The sequence below is a fragment of the Kitasatospora sp. NPDC048298 genome (assembly GCF_043201465.1).
Classification (GTDB): domain Bacteria; phylum Actinomycetota; class Actinomycetes; order Streptomycetales; family Streptomycetaceae; genus Kitasatospora.
The window spans coordinates 18,352-31,430 of the sequence record NZ_JBICYZ010000015.1 but is presented as its reverse complement, the minus strand read 5'-3'; the positions used below and the strand labels follow the sequence as shown (position 1 = coordinate 31,430).

Sequence of the window (13,079 nt, the reverse complement as noted above, 5' to 3'; positions counted from 1 at the left end):
GGAGTCGCCTACCAGAGGAAGGTGCCGATCCGCTCCCGCAGCGACGGGGCGTCCAGGCCGTAGGCGGCCAGGTACTCCTCGATCGAGCCGTAGTGCCGGTGCTCCTCGCGCGGCACGCCCAGGCCCAGCACCCGGTGCGGGCGGTCGGCGAGCGCCGCGTGCGCCTCACCGGCGGAGGTGCCCGCCAGGTACGGCTCGACCAGCACCACATCGGCCCGGTCGCCGAGCGCCGCCCGCAGTCCGGCGGCGTCGAAGGGGCGCACCGTCGCCGCGTACAGCACGGAGACGTCCAGGCCCTCGGTGGCCGCGAGCACCGCGTCCAGCATCGGCCCGACGGCGAGCACCGCGCCGCGCGAGCCCGTCCGGACGGTGGTGAAGCGGCCCGGTTCGACCGGCAGCGGGGCCGCGTTCTGCTGCACCGACAGCCGGACGTACACGTTGCGGTCGCCGTCCGCGTAGGCGTGGCGCAGCAGTTGCTCGGCCTCGTCCGGGTGGCCGGGGACGTGGACCGTCCAGCCCGGCAGGGTGTCCAGCAGGGCGACGTCCCCCGGGGACATGTGGGTGCGGCCGCCGGCCGGCCAGTCGTACGAGCCCGCCGCGCTCACCAGCACGGCGCCGACGCCCTGGTGGACGAGGTCCAGCTTGACCTGTTCGAAGGGCCGCTCGATCAGGAAGCTGGCGAAGGTGTGGGCGATCGGGCGCATCCCGGTGAGCGCCAGGCCGCCGGCCGCGCTCACCAGCAGCTGTTCGCGGATGCCCACGTTGACCACCCGGTCGGGGTGGAGTTCCTGGGCCGGGGCGAAGGCTGCCGCGGTGATGTCGGCGAGCATCAGGGCCAGCCGGGGGTCCTCGTCCAGCAGGCGGGTGGTCACGGCCACGAAGCGGTCGCGCATGGTGTCCATCGGTGAAGGTCCTTTCGTCGCCGGGAGGTCGGCGGTGCTCGGCGTGTTCAGGAGTACGTGGGTGCTCAGGAGTACTTGGGCTCGACCCGGGCGACCACCACGTGCGGGCGGCCCGGGTGCTCGGCGGTGTAGGCGCGGTACAGCGCCTCGTGGTCGCGGCCGTCCACCGTCGCGGTCGACCAGCCCTCGGCCGCGAACCGCTGGGCGATGCCGCCCTGCCAGCCGTGGGTGGCGGAGGAGTTGTCGATCACCACCACGTGCAGCCGCTCCAGCCCGTAGGCCCCGGCGAAGGCCACCGCCTCGGCGTTGGAGCCCTCGTCGAACTCCGCGTCGCCGACCAGCACCCAGACCGCGGGGTCGGTCAGGCCCTGGGCCCGCAGCCCGAGCGCGCTGCCGACGGCCAGCGGCAGGCCGTGGCCGAGCGACCCGGAGGCGATCTCCACGCCGGGGACCAGCGTGCGGTCCGGGTGGTGGCCGAGCGGCGAGTCGTAGCCGCCGAAGCTCGGCAGCACCTGTGGGTCGAGGAAGCCCCTGGCCGCCAGCACGGCGTAGTACGCCATCGGGCCGTGGCCCTTGGAGAGCAGGAAGCGGTCGCGGTCCTGCGCGTCGGCGGTCTCCGGGGCCACCCGCAGCACCCGGTCGTAGAGCACCCAGAGCGCGTCCAGGGTGGAGGTGGCGGCGGGGCCGTGCTTCTCGTCGCCGGTCATCAGGCTCATCAGGGCGGGCAGGTCCTCGAAACGGGTGCCGGTCCCGGCCTCGGCCGTCGGGTTCGTCGTCATGCCCCCGATCGTGCAACTTAAAGCCGACTTGAGGTCAAACGGCTAGAGTGGGTCCCCGTGACCGCCCGCCACGAAGCCCGCCCCGAAGCCCGCCACGCCCCCGGCCCGCACCACGGCGACCTGCTCACCATCGGCCAACTCGCCCGGCGCAGCGGCCTCGCCCCCTCCGCGCTGCGCTACTACGAGAGCCTCGGCCTGATCCACGCCACCCGCACCACCGGCGGCCAGCGCCGCTACACCCGCGGCACGCTGCGCCGGATCGCCTTCGTCCGCGCCGCCCAGCGGGTCGGCCTCTCGCTGGACGAGGCGAAGGTCGCCCTCGACCGCCTCCCCGACCGCCCGGCCCCCAGCCGCACCGAGTGGGACCGGGTGGCCGAGTCCTGGCAGAGCCGGATCGACGAACAGATCGCCGAACTGCGGCGACTCAAGGAGAAACTCTCCGGCTGCATCGGCTGCGGGTGCCTCTCGCTGTCGCGCTGCGCCCTCTACAACGCCGCCGACCGCGCGGGCGAGGCCGGTCCCGGCGCCCGCTACCTGCTCACCCGCGACCCGTCCACCCCGGAGCCGGTCGCCACGGACGCCGACGCCTGCGGCAGCCGCCGGGACGGGGACTGAGAACCGACGCCGCGCAACGGCGCCGCGTTCACCACCCGGACCGACCCGCACCCGCTCGGACACCTGCCGGACGCCCACGGGCGCCGCGTCGAGCCCCGCCTGCCGATGGCGTGCACCCTGCTCCACGTGTACGGCAACCTGCCGTGGCACCTGCGGGAGTTGAGGCCCTCGGCGCGGACGCTGGACGCCCTCGCCGAGGAGTGGTTCGGCGTCCAGGTCCGCCGGCGGTCGAGTCAGGGCCGGTCAGGGCCGCGGGTCGGTGCGCAGCAGGCTGTACCGGACGACGTCGCGCCACTCGCCGCCGCGGAAGGTCACCGCGCGCTGCACGCCCTCCCGGGTGAAGCCGAGCTTCTCCAGGACGCGCTGCTCGGCCAGGTTGCCGGCCTCCGTGTCCGCCTCCAGCCGCATCACCGGCGAGTGCGCGAACAGGTAGTCCACCAGCAGCCGTTGGGCCCGGGTACCGATCCCGCGCCCGCGCACCTGGGGCCGCAGCTGCACGCCGATGCTCCAGTACGGGGCGGACGGCCGCACCCCGCTGCGGTTGGCGGCGACGAAGCCGCCGAACCCGCCCCCGACGACGACCGCCAGCATCCACTGCCGGTCGTCCAGCAGCCCGCCCTCCACCCACTGGCGGCGGAACCGCTGCGGGTCCCGCCAGCCGTACCACTGGAACTCACCCAGGGCTTCCGGGTCGTTCACCATCTCCTCGATCACGGCCAGGTCGGCCTCGGCGATCGGGCGCAGGGACACCGGCTCATCGGATCTCTCGTCACTCATGCAGGCGCCAACGCCGGCCCGTTCGTGACGGTTCCTCGATTCCGCGAGAAATTCCGGACGGATGTCCGGGAGCCCGCGATTCACCGCACCGGAGGGCTTCCACCGCACCCGGCCCGTCCTTCACCGCGCCCGCCTTCACCGCGCCCGCCTTCACCCGGCGATCGAGCGCGCGAGCCGGAATCCCACGTCGTCGATCCGCAGGGTCGGATGGCTGCGGCGGCGGACGGAGGCGCGGCAGCTCCAGTGCTCGTCGAACCAGCCGCCGCCGCGCAGCACGCGGTAACTGCCGTACACCTCGGGGTCGTAGTGGTCCCAGCACCACTCCCAGACGTTGCCGAGCAGGTCGTACAGCCCGTAGGCGTTCGGGCGCAGCCCGCCCACCTCGTGCGGCCGCTCACCCGAGTTTCCGCGGTGCCAGGCGATCTCGTCCAGCGGGCCGTAGCGCGGGCCGTCCGTGCCGGCGCGGCAGGCGTGCTCCCACTCGGCCTCGGTGGGCAGCCGGTAGCCGTCGGCGGCGCGGTCCCAGGAGACCTCCTCGCCGTCCACCGCGTAGGCGGGTACGAGGCCTTCGCGGCGGGAGAGTTCGTTGCAGTGGCGGACGGCGTCGAGCCAGGAGACGCTGTGCGCGGGGCGGTGGTCGCCGCTCGCGCCCTCGTACTGCTCGCGGGTCACCGGGCAGGCCGCCAGCCGGTACGAGGCCACGTCGACGGTCCAACTGCGTTGGGTGCGGCGGTCGGAGAGGGTGACCCGGCCGGCCGGAACGGTGATCATCGGCCGGTCCCGGGCCGTTCCGGGCGGGGGTGGTTCCCGTCCGGCTTCCAGTCCCGGTCCAGCAGCCCGAGCACCACCTGGTCCACGAACTCGCCCATCACCCAGACCGCGGAGCGCAGCACGCCCTCGCGGACGAAGCCGTTGCGCTCGGCGGAGCGCAGCATCCCGGCGTTGTCCGCCAGCGTCTCGATCTGCAGCCGGTGCAGGCCGCGCACGACGAAGCCGTAGTGGCAGAGCACCGCGACCACGTCGGTGCCGTAGCCCTTGCCGCGGCAGGAGGGCAGCATTCCGAGGCCGATGTGCGCGGACCGGTGGTGGGTGTCGATGCCCCACAGCGTCGCGGTGCCGACCAGCGCGCCGCCGTCCAACTCCACGACGGAGAAGGGCACGTGGGTCGGTACGGTGTCGTCCACCACGAGCCGGCGGTCCTTCGAGCCGGGCGGGATCGGCCGCCACGGGGCGCCCTCGGACCGCGCGGAGGTGACCACGTCGTCGAAGAGTTCGGTCCGCAGGACCGGGATGTCTTCCTCGTGCCGGGCCCTGAGCCCGACCTTGCTTCCCCTGAGCATGCGAGTTTCCTATCCGACCGGGCCGTGGGGCGGCAATCCGATTGATCTCTCGGGGTCCGTCGCTCAGGCCGTCGCGAGGCCGCCGATGTACCCCCAGCCGGTCACCGTGATCGCCGTGGCCGCCCAGGCGACCGCGACCGCCCGCCGGCCGCTGTCGCGGCCCTTGGCCCGCTGGAAGCCGGCGATCAGTGCGGCGATCGCGGTGACCGGCAGGGCGAGGAAGGCGAGGTAGAGCAGCCAGCCCCAGCCCGGCGCGAACACCGCGAACAGGAGGCCGAGGACCCCCGGCGGAGCCGACACCGCCGCCACCGTCATCCCGGCGGCCGCGCAGGCGATCCGGAAACGGTCCCGGCGGCGGAAGAACGACGGCACGGCACAGACCGCGACGCACAACAGCGCGGGCAGGTAGAACGCCGGCGCCGACATCCTGCGACTCGCCGCCATGGCGAGCATCGGCAGCAGGAACGCCACGATCCCCAGCCCGGTCAGCCACCGGGCACTCATCGGCACCGCCACCATGCTTCCCCCCGTGCACACCGGACCGTTCGAATGCGCGCGAACCTAGCACACGGGCGGCGCGGGCCGTCACGGTCCCAGCGGGTTCTCATCGCCGTCAGGTCCGGCCCCGGCACGCCGTTTCGACCGGTTCCGCGCACCCTTCGGCCCTTCACCCGGAAGTCCCCGGAGGAATTTCCGGAACGCTCCCCCGGGCGCCTCTCCCCGCCCCGCGGAAACGGCCTTTCCCGGCTCCCGGCGGGGGCGCCGCCGCCCGTCGGCCCCGGACCTGGACCCTCGCCCCGACCTGGCCTTCGACAGACCCAACAGGCCTCCGTACAGCGGTTATTGCGCCCCGCGAGCCCGCCCGGCGAGCCGCCTAGGCTCGGCCGCATGAACCGTACGATCCGCACCACCGAAGACGTCCTCACCCTCCTCGACGGCCTCTTCCCGCCGGCCGAACCGTTCTGGGACCGGTTCTACGCGGACCGGTCCGCCGGGCGCCCGTTCTTCGCTCCCAAGCCGGACGAGAACCTGGCCCACTACCTCGACCGCGGCCTGCTCGCCCCCGGCCGGGCGCTCGACCTCGGCTGCGGCAACGGCCGCAACGCGATCCACCTGGCCTCCCTCGGCTTCGAGGTGGACGCCGTCGACCTCTCCGCCACCGCCATCGCCTGGGCCGAGGAGCGCGCCCGCGAGGCGGGCCTCGGCCTCGACACGGGCACGGGCACGGGCACCGGCACCGGCACCGGCACCGGCACCGGCACCGGCCCGAGGTTCCACCGGGCGAGCATCTTCGAGGCCGAACTCCCGCACACCCGCTACGACCTGGTCTACGACTCCGGCTGCCTGCACCACCTCCCGCCGCACCGCCGGGTCAGCTACCTGGCCCTGCTGGACCGGGTCCTGGCGCCGGGCGGGCACTTCGCCGTCACCGCCTTCGCGGCCGGCGCGACGGGGTCCGAGCGGCCCGACGAGGAGCTCTACCGGCTCGGCGCGCTGGAGGGCGGCCTGGCCTACTCGCCGGACGAACTCCGCTCGCTGTTCCGCGGGTTCACCCCGCTGGAGATCCGCCCGATGGCCGCCCAGGACCCCGACTCGGCGCTGTTCGGCGTCCCCTTCCTCCTCACCGCGCTCTTCCAGCGAACCGTCAGCCTCCGACCGGCCGCTCATCCGTAGACCGCGCTCGCCACCACCCCCGGTTCCTGGGCGTGTCCGGCTGCTTCGCCCGGGCCCTTCCCCGGCTCGCCCGGCAGCTCGGCGTCCCCGGCGCCCGCGGACAGCTTCCCGCGCCCCGGCCACCGGCCACCGGCTCCGCGTCGCCCCCGCGGTCAGTCCCGCTCCCGCCCCACCGCCGCCTCGTACGCCAGCAACGTGTCCACCACCAGGCGCCGCTGCGCCGCGCCGAGCGGTCCGAGGGCCGTGCGCCAGGCGGCGGCCCCGGGGGCGAGCCAGGCCTCGATGGCGGGCAGCCGGTCGGGGGTGATCGCGACGATGCGCCGCCGCCGGTCGACCTCGTCCTCCCGCCGTTCGAGGACGCCCTGCCGGCTGAGGTCCCCGACCATCAGGCTGACCGTGGTGGGGGCGACCTCCAGCCGGGCGGCGAGCTCGTTGACGCCCATCGGCCCGTCCAGCAGCAGGCAGGCCAGCAGGGACAGGTGCCGGGGCGCCAGCGCGAGGCCGCGCAGCGCTTCGGGGACGGGGATCCGTTTGGCCCGCCCGACCAGCCGGGGCATCAGCAGCAGCATCGACCGCACGGCGTCGTCGAGCCCCTCCCCGCCCGCCGCTCCCGCGTTCCGCGGTTCTCCCTCGGGCGTTGACATCGCCCACCTCTCCCCAACTATCTTTGAAATCAAAGCTGTTTTACGTGCAAAGCAAACCCGTCAGCCCATGGTACGAACCGAGCCGAACGGAGCTCCACCATGCCGCACCTGAGCCTGCACATCCGCGAGGAGTCCCTCACCCCCGCCGTCGAGCCGACGCTCATCGCCGGCCTCACCGACGCCGTCACCTCGGTCTTCGGCGAGCAGTTCCGCCCCCTGGTCGCGGTCGAGCTGATCGGGGTCCCGCAGCGCCGCCGGGGCATCGGCGGGGTGCCGACCGACGAGGCCGCCCCCGTGGTCACGCTGAGCATGCGGGAGGCGGCGTACCACCTGCCGCAGTTCCCGGACGCGCCCGCCCGGCTGGTCGCGGCGGCGGCCGGGGCGATCGCCGCCGTGTTCGGCGAGGCCGTCGGCCGACAGACCGTGGTCACCCTCGACGGCGTTCCGGCGGGCCGCTCCGGCATCGGCGGCCTGGTCGCCTGACCAGGCCGGACGCATCCCCGGCCGGGGCCCGCGCGGGGGCGATCACGCGCCCCGGGGGCCATCCCGAACCCCGTCCACGGCCCCCGCCGCATCCGATCACATCCACCACACAGGCCCAATCAGCACCATCGGCCACAAAAGGGAATCCGGGCGTCCGGCCCGGAACCCGGCTTTGCGACCGACGGTCCGTTGACATAGGTTTTCGATCGCCGTCGATGCGCATCGGCCCTGACCACCCCTCAATCCCGGGGCGGCGGGCGGGGCGAGGAGCCAGGCGGCCCCAAGCACAGGGGGAGGAGCCGCCATGCCGCACGCCCGTGACCACGGGTCGACCGGGCGGCGAGGACGGACGGACGGCGCCGCGCACCAGCGGCCCACGGCCGGCGCGCGCCCGACCCCGACCCATGCCACCGGACATCCGAGGAACCGTCAGTTGCGCACCACCAGAGTCGTCACCGCCACCGCCGCAGCCCTCGTCTGCCTGGGCGCGCTCAGCGCCTGCGGGCCGGACAACGGTCAGGACGGCGGCACGATCGCCGCCCCGGCCGGGGCCACCACCCCCGCCACCAACCCCACCAAGCCCACCGGAAGCGACAAGGGCATCCCGGACAAGGCCTGGATGGACACCAAGAGCATCCCGATGGACGAGAGTTACCACTACACGCCGCTGGCGGCCAACGCCAAGCCGGTCTCCGGCGTCACCCAGTTCAAGGGCATGGAGCTGTGCCGCGCCGCGGTCGCCAAGGACGACGAGGCGCTGTTCACCGGCGCCGCCGCCGCGAAGTCCGAGGTCGGCTTCGGCGGGGACCGCTGGGCGGCCCAGCAGACCCTGCTGTTCCACGGTGACCCGACCCACAGCAGCGGCGCCAAGCAGTCCACCAACCTGGCCCAGGCCCGCCTGACGGAGGCCGTCAAGTCCTGCGCCAAGACCGTGCCCGGCGCCACCGTGAAGGTCGACAGCGCCCCGGAGGCGCCCTACTTCGCGGCCGTCCTGACCGTCCCGCAGGCCGACGGCGGCACCGTCACCCTGCACGAGTACGTGGTCAGCGACGGCGGCGTGGTCAGCGAGCTGACCGTCTGGGCCACCACCAAGGCCGGCGCCCAGCCGAAGGACGCCTGGAAGGCGCCCGAGGACAAGTACGTCGGCACCGGCATGACCGCGCCGATGTGCGAGGCCCTCCCGGGCTGCGACGGGCACTGACCCCCGGCGGGCACCCGCCCGCACGGCACGGAGGAACCGCACCGCACGGAAGGCCGCCCGGCCCGTTCACGCCCCCAGGGGACCGGACGGGCCGGGCGGCCCCTTCACGCCCGCTCCCGGGGAGCCGGGCGACTGTGCTCATGGCAGCACCTCGCGGCCGACCACCGTCAGGCCCGGGGGCGTGAACGCCTGGTGCCCGGGCTCCACAACCGACCGCCCCCCGGGTCAGCTCCGGAGCACCGCGAGTTCGATCTCCCGGCCGGCCCCGCCACCGGGCACCGGCAGCGCCACCCCGGAGTGCTCGAAGCCGGCCTTGCGGTACATCGCCTCGGCCCGCGGGTTGTGCTCGTGGACGAACAGCCGCACCCGCTCGATCCTGGGCTCGGTGAGCGCCCACGCCCAGTCCTGGACGGCCCGGATCAGGTCGAGCGCCAGCCCGGTGCCCCGCGCCTCCGGCCGGACGTACACCCCGACCACGTGCACCTGGTCGACCTCGATGACGTCGCCTCCCAGCGCCCCCTCCCCGCCGGACCGCTCGACCACCCCGGTCATGGAGCCGAGCAGGCGCCCGTCCTGGGTCTGCGCGACGAGCTGCGCCACGTCCGGGCTGGTCGCGGCCCGGGTCACGCGGTCCTGCCAGAACTCGTCGGGCTTGGTGACGGCCAGCTCGTACGTCTCCAGGAAGGCCACGGCCGCGACCGGGTCCTGCAGCGCCTCCAGGCGGAGGTCCCTGAGCGACTGCCACTCCTCGGCCCGCACCCGTCTGATGATGATTCCGGTACTCATCGCGTGATCATTTCATCGGGGCCAACGCCCCGTGCAACCGAATTCGGCGCCGCCGACCGATCCCGATCGCCCCGGGATCCCTCCAACAGCCGCACCAGCAGCGCCGCCGGGCCCTCCGGCAGGCTGCCGTGGACGAGTTCGGTGCGGTGTGCCAGCCGGGGCACCGCGATCGGCGCGGACCCGACCCCGGGCGCCCGCGCGAGCACCGGCTCGGGCAGCAGGGTGAGCCCGTGCCCGGCCGCCACCAGCGCGAGCAGTCCGTGCAGGTCGGTGCCCTGGTAGCGGACGGCGGGCCGGAAGCCGTCGACGCCCGCGGCGGCACGCAGCCGGGCCGCCGTCGGGGTGAGGTCGGGCGCGTCCAGCCAGCGGGCGGCGGAGAGGTCGGCGAGCGCGAGGCCGCGGTGGCCGGCCAGCGGGTGGCCGACGGGCAGGGCGACGGCGACCGGCCGCTCGGCCACCGCGACGGTGCGCAGCGGGCCGACGTCGGGCAGCGCCAGCGGGTCGCTGGGCGCGGCCAGTCCGTCGATCAGCGCGAGGTCGACCTCTCCGGTGGCGACCTGGGCGGGCAGCACGTCCTGGGCGAGCACCCGGACCACCGGCTCCACCCCGGGGTAGATCCGGCGCACCTCGCCGAGCGCGCGCCCCAGGGTCGCCCCGACCGCCAGCGGGGTGGCACCGAGCACCAGCCGGGCGCTCGGTGCGCCCGCCAGGCGCGCGACGTCGGCACGCGCCGCCTCCAGCCGGACCAGCAGCGGCGCGGCGTGCTCCAGCAGCCGCCGCCCGGCGCCGGTCGGCCCGACCGGACGGCGGACCAGCAGCGCCGCCCCGAGGTCCGCCTCCAGCGCGGCGATCTGCTGGGAGACCGCGGACTGGGTGTAGCCGAGCTCCCGCGCGGCCTCCGAGAAGGAGGCCAGGCGGGCGACGGTGACGAAGGTGCGCAGCTGCTGAGGGTCCACGGCGACCATCAACCGATCTGATCGAAGCTTAAGGAATCATCGTTGGCACTGATCTCGGGTGCGGGGTCAGGATAGCCCCATGACCTACCTGACCCCGCGGATCGCCCTGGTCGGCGACCGCTCCCCCGCCGTCCGCTCGCACGCCCGGATCCCGGGCCTGCTGGACGCCCTCGCCGAGCACGACCACCTCGTCCTGGACGCCTACTGGATCCCGACCGGGGACGCCGCCGCGCCCGACGCCCTGGCCGGTTTCGACGCGGTCTGGCTGCTGCCCGGCAGTCCGTACCGCAGCGAGGCGGGCGCGCTGGCCGCCGTCCGGGCCGCCCGCGAGCGCGGCATCCCCTTCCTCGGCACCTGCGCCGGGTTCCAGCACGCGGTGCTGGAGTACGCCCGGAACGTCTGCGGCCTGACGGACGCCGTCCACGGCGAGGCGCACCCGGACGCGGAGCAGCAGGTGATCGCGCCGCTGGCCTGCTCGCTGGTCGGCCACGAGGGGCCCGTCACGGTCACCCCCGGGAGCCTCGCCGAGCGGGTCCTCGGCGCCACCCGCACCCTGGAGCGCTACCACTGCGCGTACGGCCTCGACGGCGCCTACCTGGACCGGCTGTCCGCGCACGGCCTGCGGTTCAGCGGCGCGGACGGGTCGGGCGAGGCGCGCATCCTGGAGCTGCCCGGCCACCCGTTCTTCCTGGCCTCGCTGTTCCAGCCGGAGCTGTCCGGCGACGGCACCCGGGCGCACCCCATGATCCGCGCCCTGGCCGGCGCCGCCGTGGCGCACGCGGACGCGGGCACCCCGGCCACGACGGCCTGACCCCGGCCCGGAACGGCCGGCCTCCTCGCCGCGACGGCCCGAGCCAGGCCCGGGGCGGCCCGGGCACACCTCACATCGGCAGCGAGCGCAGCCGTACCGGGCCCTCCGGCCACCCTGCCCCGGCGGCCAGCGGCGCCCACATGGTGCGCAGCGGCATCTCCGCCAGCCGCCCCTCCGGCTGTTCCACCGTCACCCCCCGCACCACCTCCCGGAACCCGAGCCCCCGGTAGAACGCGGCCAGCGGCGGGCGGCAGAACAGCAGCGCGTACCGGTGGCCGAGCGTGCGCGCGTGGTCGAGGCCGGCCCCGACCACGGCCTGCGCGAGGCCGCCGTGCCGCCGGTCGGGGGCGACACAGACCCCGCCGACGCCCATCACCGTCAGGTCGGTGCCGCCCGCGGTGAGCGGCAGCGGCACCAGCCCGGTGTGGGCGACGAGCCGGCCGTCCGCGGCCCGGATGCCGAAGTGGATCTCCTTGGGCCGGAAGGTCAGCCCGGTGTACGCGACGCCGTACGGGTCCTCCCCCGGGCCGAGGACCTCCTCCTGCTCGGCGCGGCCGTACCGCGCGAGCCGTTCGACCACCGGCGCCCCGGCGAGGGCCGGCTCGGGCGAGAAACGATCATCCATCCCGCCATGCTCCCCTCCCGCCCGGGCCTTTCACCAGTCCCTTCCCGGCCACTCGATCCGACGACCGTCCCGGCGCCGCGCCGGTGTGGAAGCATGCCCCTCATGCAGCAGCCCACCGACCGGTCGGCCACCGGCGAGTCGGCCACCGGGCCGTCAGGCGCCGGACGGTCAGCCGGTCCGTCGGCCGAGGACCTCGCCGCACCGCTGCCCGGCCCACCGCTGCACCTGCCACGCCCGGTCCGGGCGCTCGCGCCGACCGCCCTGGTGCTGCTGCTCCTCGTCCCGCTCGCCGCCGGCGACCCGGACTTCGGCCCGACCGCCTCACCGGCGACCAACACGGGCCTGGTCGCGATCGGCGCGCTCGCCCTGGCCCTGCGCCGCCGCCACCCGGCCGCGGTCACCGTGGTCACCCTGGTGAGCGGCCAACTCCCGCTGGCCGTCGCGCTCTACGGGCTGGCCGCGCGGCGCGGCGGCACCGTGCCGGTGTCCGTCCTGGCGGCACTGGCCCTGCTGCGGCTGTTCGTGCCGTTCGATCTCGGGGACGTCGGCAACCCGTCCGGACTCGCCAACCTGGTCGAGGACCCTCTGGTCTTCGGCGCCGTGCCGCTCGCCCTCGGGCTGACCGCGCACCAGCGCGCCCGCACCGTCAGCGTGCTGGCCGAACGCAACCGGCTGCTCGGCGAGCGCAACCGGCTGCTGGAGGAGGCCCGCCGGCACGCCGAGGAGCGCGCGGTGGCCGCCGAACGCGCCCGGCTCGCCCGGGAGATGCACGACGTGGTGTCCAACCGGGTCTCACTGATCGCCCTGCACGCGGGCGCCGGGCAGGTCGCCCTGGCCGAGGACCCGGCCGCCGTCCGGGAGACGCTCGGCCTGATCCGCACCCTCGGCCTCCAGGCGCTCACCGAACTGCGCGCCCTGCTCGGCGTGTTGACCACCCCAACCGCGCAGGTGCCGCCCTCGCTGCGCGGGCTGCCCGCCCTGGTCGAGGAGTCCCGGCAGGCCGGGTTGGCGGTCGGGCTGACCGTCAGCGGCCCGGCCGAGGGCCTGCCCGACCCGGGGCCCGCCGTGCAGTACGCGGCGTACCGGATCGTCCAGGAGGCGCTGACCAACGCCCACAAGCACGCCCCGGCCGCCGAGGTGGCCGTCACCGTCGAGGTCGCACCGGACGCGCTGAGCCTGGCGGTGGTCAACTCCCCCGCCGCCCGCGCTCCCGAAATAGACGGCGCCGGAGCCGCCGACGGGCGGGCCGAGCGCCCCGAACTGCCCTCCGGCGGCCACGGCCTGCGCGGCATGCGCACCCGGGCCGGGGACCTCGGCGGCACCCTGCACGCCGGGCCGACCCCGGAGGGCGGCTTCGCCGTCCGGGCCCGGCTGCCGCTCGGCGCCGCCTGAACCCCGGCACCGAACCCCGGCACCGAACCCCGGCCGTATCCGCGGGCCGTATCCGCAGCGTGTATCCGCGGCCCCGGCCCTCAGCCGAAGCCCG

General features: G+C 75.2%; 16 protein-coding genes. 6 read left to right on the top strand and 10 right to left on the bottom strand.

Annotated features, from left to right (window positions below):
- Window positions 1-8: 8 nt before the first annotated feature.
- Window positions 9-902, bottom strand: a complete 894-nt coding sequence (locus ACGF0D_RS14685; protein ID WP_392916052.1) for a transketolase family protein — start codon at window positions 900-902, stop codon at window positions 9-11.
- Between the two features lie 65 nt (window positions 903-967).
- Window positions 968-1,681: a thiamine pyrophosphate-dependent enzyme gene (locus tag ACGF0D_RS14680; protein WP_392916049.1), complete on the bottom strand. Its 714-nt coding sequence runs from the start codon at window positions 1,679-1,681 to the stop codon at window positions 968-970.
- A gap of 57 nt (window positions 1,682-1,738) precedes the next feature.
- Here ACGF0D_RS14680 and soxR point away from each other — a divergent pair, with 57 nt between their 5' ends.
- Entirely contained in the window at window positions 1,739-2,296 is a 558-nt protein-coding gene (gene soxR / locus ACGF0D_RS14675; RefSeq protein ID WP_392869131.1) for a redox-sensitive transcriptional activator SoxR, read from the top strand.
- 243 nt (window positions 2,297-2,539) lie between these two features.
- Here soxR and ACGF0D_RS14670 read toward each other — a convergent pair whose 3' ends face one another.
- The 4 genes from ACGF0D_RS14670 to ACGF0D_RS14655 form a co-directional block, all read right to left on the bottom strand.
- On the bottom strand, window positions 2,540-3,073 hold the full coding sequence (locus ACGF0D_RS14670; protein ID WP_392916046.1) for a GNAT family N-acetyltransferase: 534 nt from the start codon (window positions 3,071-3,073) through the stop codon (window positions 2,540-2,542).
- A 150-nt stretch (window positions 3,074-3,223) separates the two neighbouring features.
- Window positions 3,224-3,844: a formylglycine-generating enzyme family protein gene (locus ACGF0D_RS14665; protein ID WP_392869135.1), complete on the bottom strand. Its 621-nt coding sequence runs from the start codon at window positions 3,842-3,844 to the stop codon at window positions 3,224-3,226.
- A complete protein-coding gene (locus tag ACGF0D_RS14660; protein WP_392916043.1) occupies window positions 3,841-4,413 on the bottom strand; it encodes a GNAT family N-acetyltransferase in 573 nt (190 codons plus the stop codon). The genes ACGF0D_RS14665 and ACGF0D_RS14660 overlap by 4 nt, the downstream gene beginning before the upstream one ends.
- Before the next feature lie 63 nt (window positions 4,414-4,476).
- Window positions 4,477-4,917 (bottom strand): hypothetical protein, encoded by a 441-nt coding sequence (locus ACGF0D_RS14655; RefSeq protein WP_392869139.1) that lies wholly within the window; start codon window positions 4,915-4,917, stop codon window positions 4,477-4,479.
- 384 nt (window positions 4,918-5,301) lie between these two features.
- Here ACGF0D_RS14655 and ACGF0D_RS14650 point away from each other — a divergent pair, with 384 nt between their 5' ends.
- Window positions 5,302-6,087 carry a class I SAM-dependent methyltransferase gene (locus ACGF0D_RS14650; RefSeq protein ID WP_392916040.1) on the top strand — a complete coding sequence of 262 codons (786 nt, stop codon included), beginning with the start codon at window positions 5,302-5,304 and terminating at the stop codon, window positions 6,085-6,087.
- A gap of 152 nt (window positions 6,088-6,239) precedes the next feature.
- Here ACGF0D_RS14650 and ACGF0D_RS14645 read toward each other — a convergent pair whose 3' ends face one another.
- On the bottom strand, window positions 6,240-6,731 hold the full coding sequence (locus ACGF0D_RS14645; RefSeq protein WP_392916038.1) for a MarR family transcriptional regulator: 492 nt from the start codon (window positions 6,729-6,731) through the stop codon (window positions 6,240-6,242).
- A 99-nt stretch (window positions 6,732-6,830) separates the two neighbouring features.
- On the opposite strand from ACGF0D_RS14645, the gene ACGF0D_RS14640 reads away from it, so the two are divergent.
- Both ACGF0D_RS14640 and ACGF0D_RS14635 read left to right on the top strand, forming a co-directional pair.
- The gene (locus tag ACGF0D_RS14640; RefSeq protein ID WP_392869144.1) at window positions 6,831-7,214 is read left to right on the top strand and encodes a hypothetical protein; all 384 of its coding nucleotides are present in this window, start codon (window positions 6,831-6,833) and stop codon (window positions 7,212-7,214) included.
- A 433-nt stretch (window positions 7,215-7,647) separates the two neighbouring features.
- A complete protein-coding gene (locus ACGF0D_RS14635; protein ID WP_392869146.1) occupies window positions 7,648-8,415 on the top strand; it encodes a hypothetical protein in 768 nt (255 codons plus the stop codon).
- A 225-nt stretch (window positions 8,416-8,640) separates the two neighbouring features.
- Here the strand turns inward: ACGF0D_RS14635 and ACGF0D_RS14630 are convergent, their stop codons facing one another.
- Window positions 8,641-9,201 carry a GNAT family N-acetyltransferase gene (locus ACGF0D_RS14630; protein ID WP_392916035.1) on the bottom strand — a complete coding sequence of 187 codons (561 nt, stop codon included), beginning with the start codon at window positions 9,199-9,201 and terminating at the stop codon, window positions 8,641-8,643.
- Window positions 9,198-10,166, bottom strand: a complete 969-nt coding sequence (locus tag ACGF0D_RS14625; RefSeq protein ID WP_392916032.1) for a LysR family transcriptional regulator — start codon at window positions 10,164-10,166, stop codon at window positions 9,198-9,200. The genes ACGF0D_RS14630 and ACGF0D_RS14625 overlap by 4 nt, the downstream gene beginning before the upstream one ends.
- Window positions 10,167-10,236: 70 nt before the next feature.
- Here ACGF0D_RS14625 and ACGF0D_RS14620 point away from each other — a divergent pair, with 70 nt between their 5' ends.
- The gene (locus tag ACGF0D_RS14620) at window positions 10,237-10,968 is read left to right on the top strand and encodes a hypothetical protein (RefSeq protein ID WP_392916029.1); all 732 of its coding nucleotides are present in this window, start codon (window positions 10,237-10,239) and stop codon (window positions 10,966-10,968) included.
- Window positions 10,969-11,038: 70 nt separating this feature from the next.
- On the opposite strand, the gene ACGF0D_RS14615 is transcribed toward ACGF0D_RS14620, so the two are convergent.
- The gene (locus tag ACGF0D_RS14615; protein WP_392916026.1) at window positions 11,039-11,593 is read right to left on the bottom strand and encodes a GNAT family N-acetyltransferase; all 555 of its coding nucleotides are present in this window, start codon (window positions 11,591-11,593) and stop codon (window positions 11,039-11,041) included.
- Between the two features lie 102 nt (window positions 11,594-11,695).
- Between ACGF0D_RS14615 and ACGF0D_RS14610 the strand changes: the two genes are divergently transcribed.
- The gene (locus ACGF0D_RS14610; protein WP_392916023.1) at window positions 11,696-12,985 is read left to right on the top strand and encodes a sensor histidine kinase; all 1,290 of its coding nucleotides are present in this window, start codon (window positions 11,696-11,698) and stop codon (window positions 12,983-12,985) included.
- The last annotated feature ends 94 nt before the right edge of the window (window positions 12,986-13,079 follow it).

Bases quoted from the DNA above. Each gene is read 5' to 3' on its own strand.
- ACGF0D_RS14645 (WP_392916038.1), bottom strand. From the start codon at position 6,731: ATGTCAACGCCCGAGGGAGAACCGCGGAACGCGGGAGCGGCGGGCGGG.
- ACGF0D_RS14660 (WP_392916043.1), bottom strand. From the start codon at position 4,413: ATGCTCAGGGGAAGCAAGGTCGGGCTCAGGGCCCGGCACGAGGAAGAC.
- ACGF0D_RS14670 (WP_392916046.1), bottom strand. From the start codon at position 3,073: ATGAGTGACGAGAGATCCGATGAGCCGGTGTCCCTGCGCCCGATCGCC.
- ACGF0D_RS14665 (WP_392869135.1), bottom strand. From the start codon at position 3,844: ATGATCACCGTTCCGGCCGGCCGGGTCACCCTCTCCGACCGCCGCACC.
- ACGF0D_RS14630 (WP_392916035.1), bottom strand. From the start codon at position 9,201: ATGAGTACCGGAATCATCATCAGACGGGTGCGGGCCGAGGAGTGGCAG.
- ACGF0D_RS14655 (WP_392869139.1), bottom strand. From the start codon at position 4,917: ATGAGTGCCCGGTGGCTGACCGGGCTGGGGATCGTGGCGTTCCTGCTG.
- ACGF0D_RS14610 (WP_392916023.1), top strand. From the start codon at position 11,696: ATGCAGCAGCCCACCGACCGGTCGGCCACCGGCGAGTCGGCCACCGGG.
- ACGF0D_RS14650 (WP_392916040.1), top strand. From the start codon at position 5,302: ATGAACCGTACGATCCGCACCACCGAAGACGTCCTCACCCTCCTCGAC.
- ACGF0D_RS14615 (WP_392916026.1), bottom strand. From the start codon at position 11,593: ATGGATGATCGTTTCTCGCCCGAGCCGGCCCTCGCCGGGGCGCCGGTG.
- ACGF0D_RS14640 (WP_392869144.1), top strand. From the start codon at position 6,831: ATGCCGCACCTGAGCCTGCACATCCGCGAGGAGTCCCTCACCCCCGCC.
- ACGF0D_RS14685 (WP_392916052.1), bottom strand. From the start codon at position 902: ATGGACACCATGCGCGACCGCTTCGTGGCCGTGACCACCCGCCTGCTG.
- ACGF0D_RS14680 (WP_392916049.1), bottom strand. From the start codon at position 1,681: ATGACGACGAACCCGACGGCCGAGGCCGGGACCGGCACCCGTTTCGAG.
- ACGF0D_RS14620 (WP_392916029.1), top strand. From the start codon at position 10,237: ATGACCTACCTGACCCCGCGGATCGCCCTGGTCGGCGACCGCTCCCCC.
- ACGF0D_RS14625 (WP_392916032.1), bottom strand. From the start codon at position 10,166: ATGGTCGCCGTGGACCCTCAGCAGCTGCGCACCTTCGTCACCGTCGCC.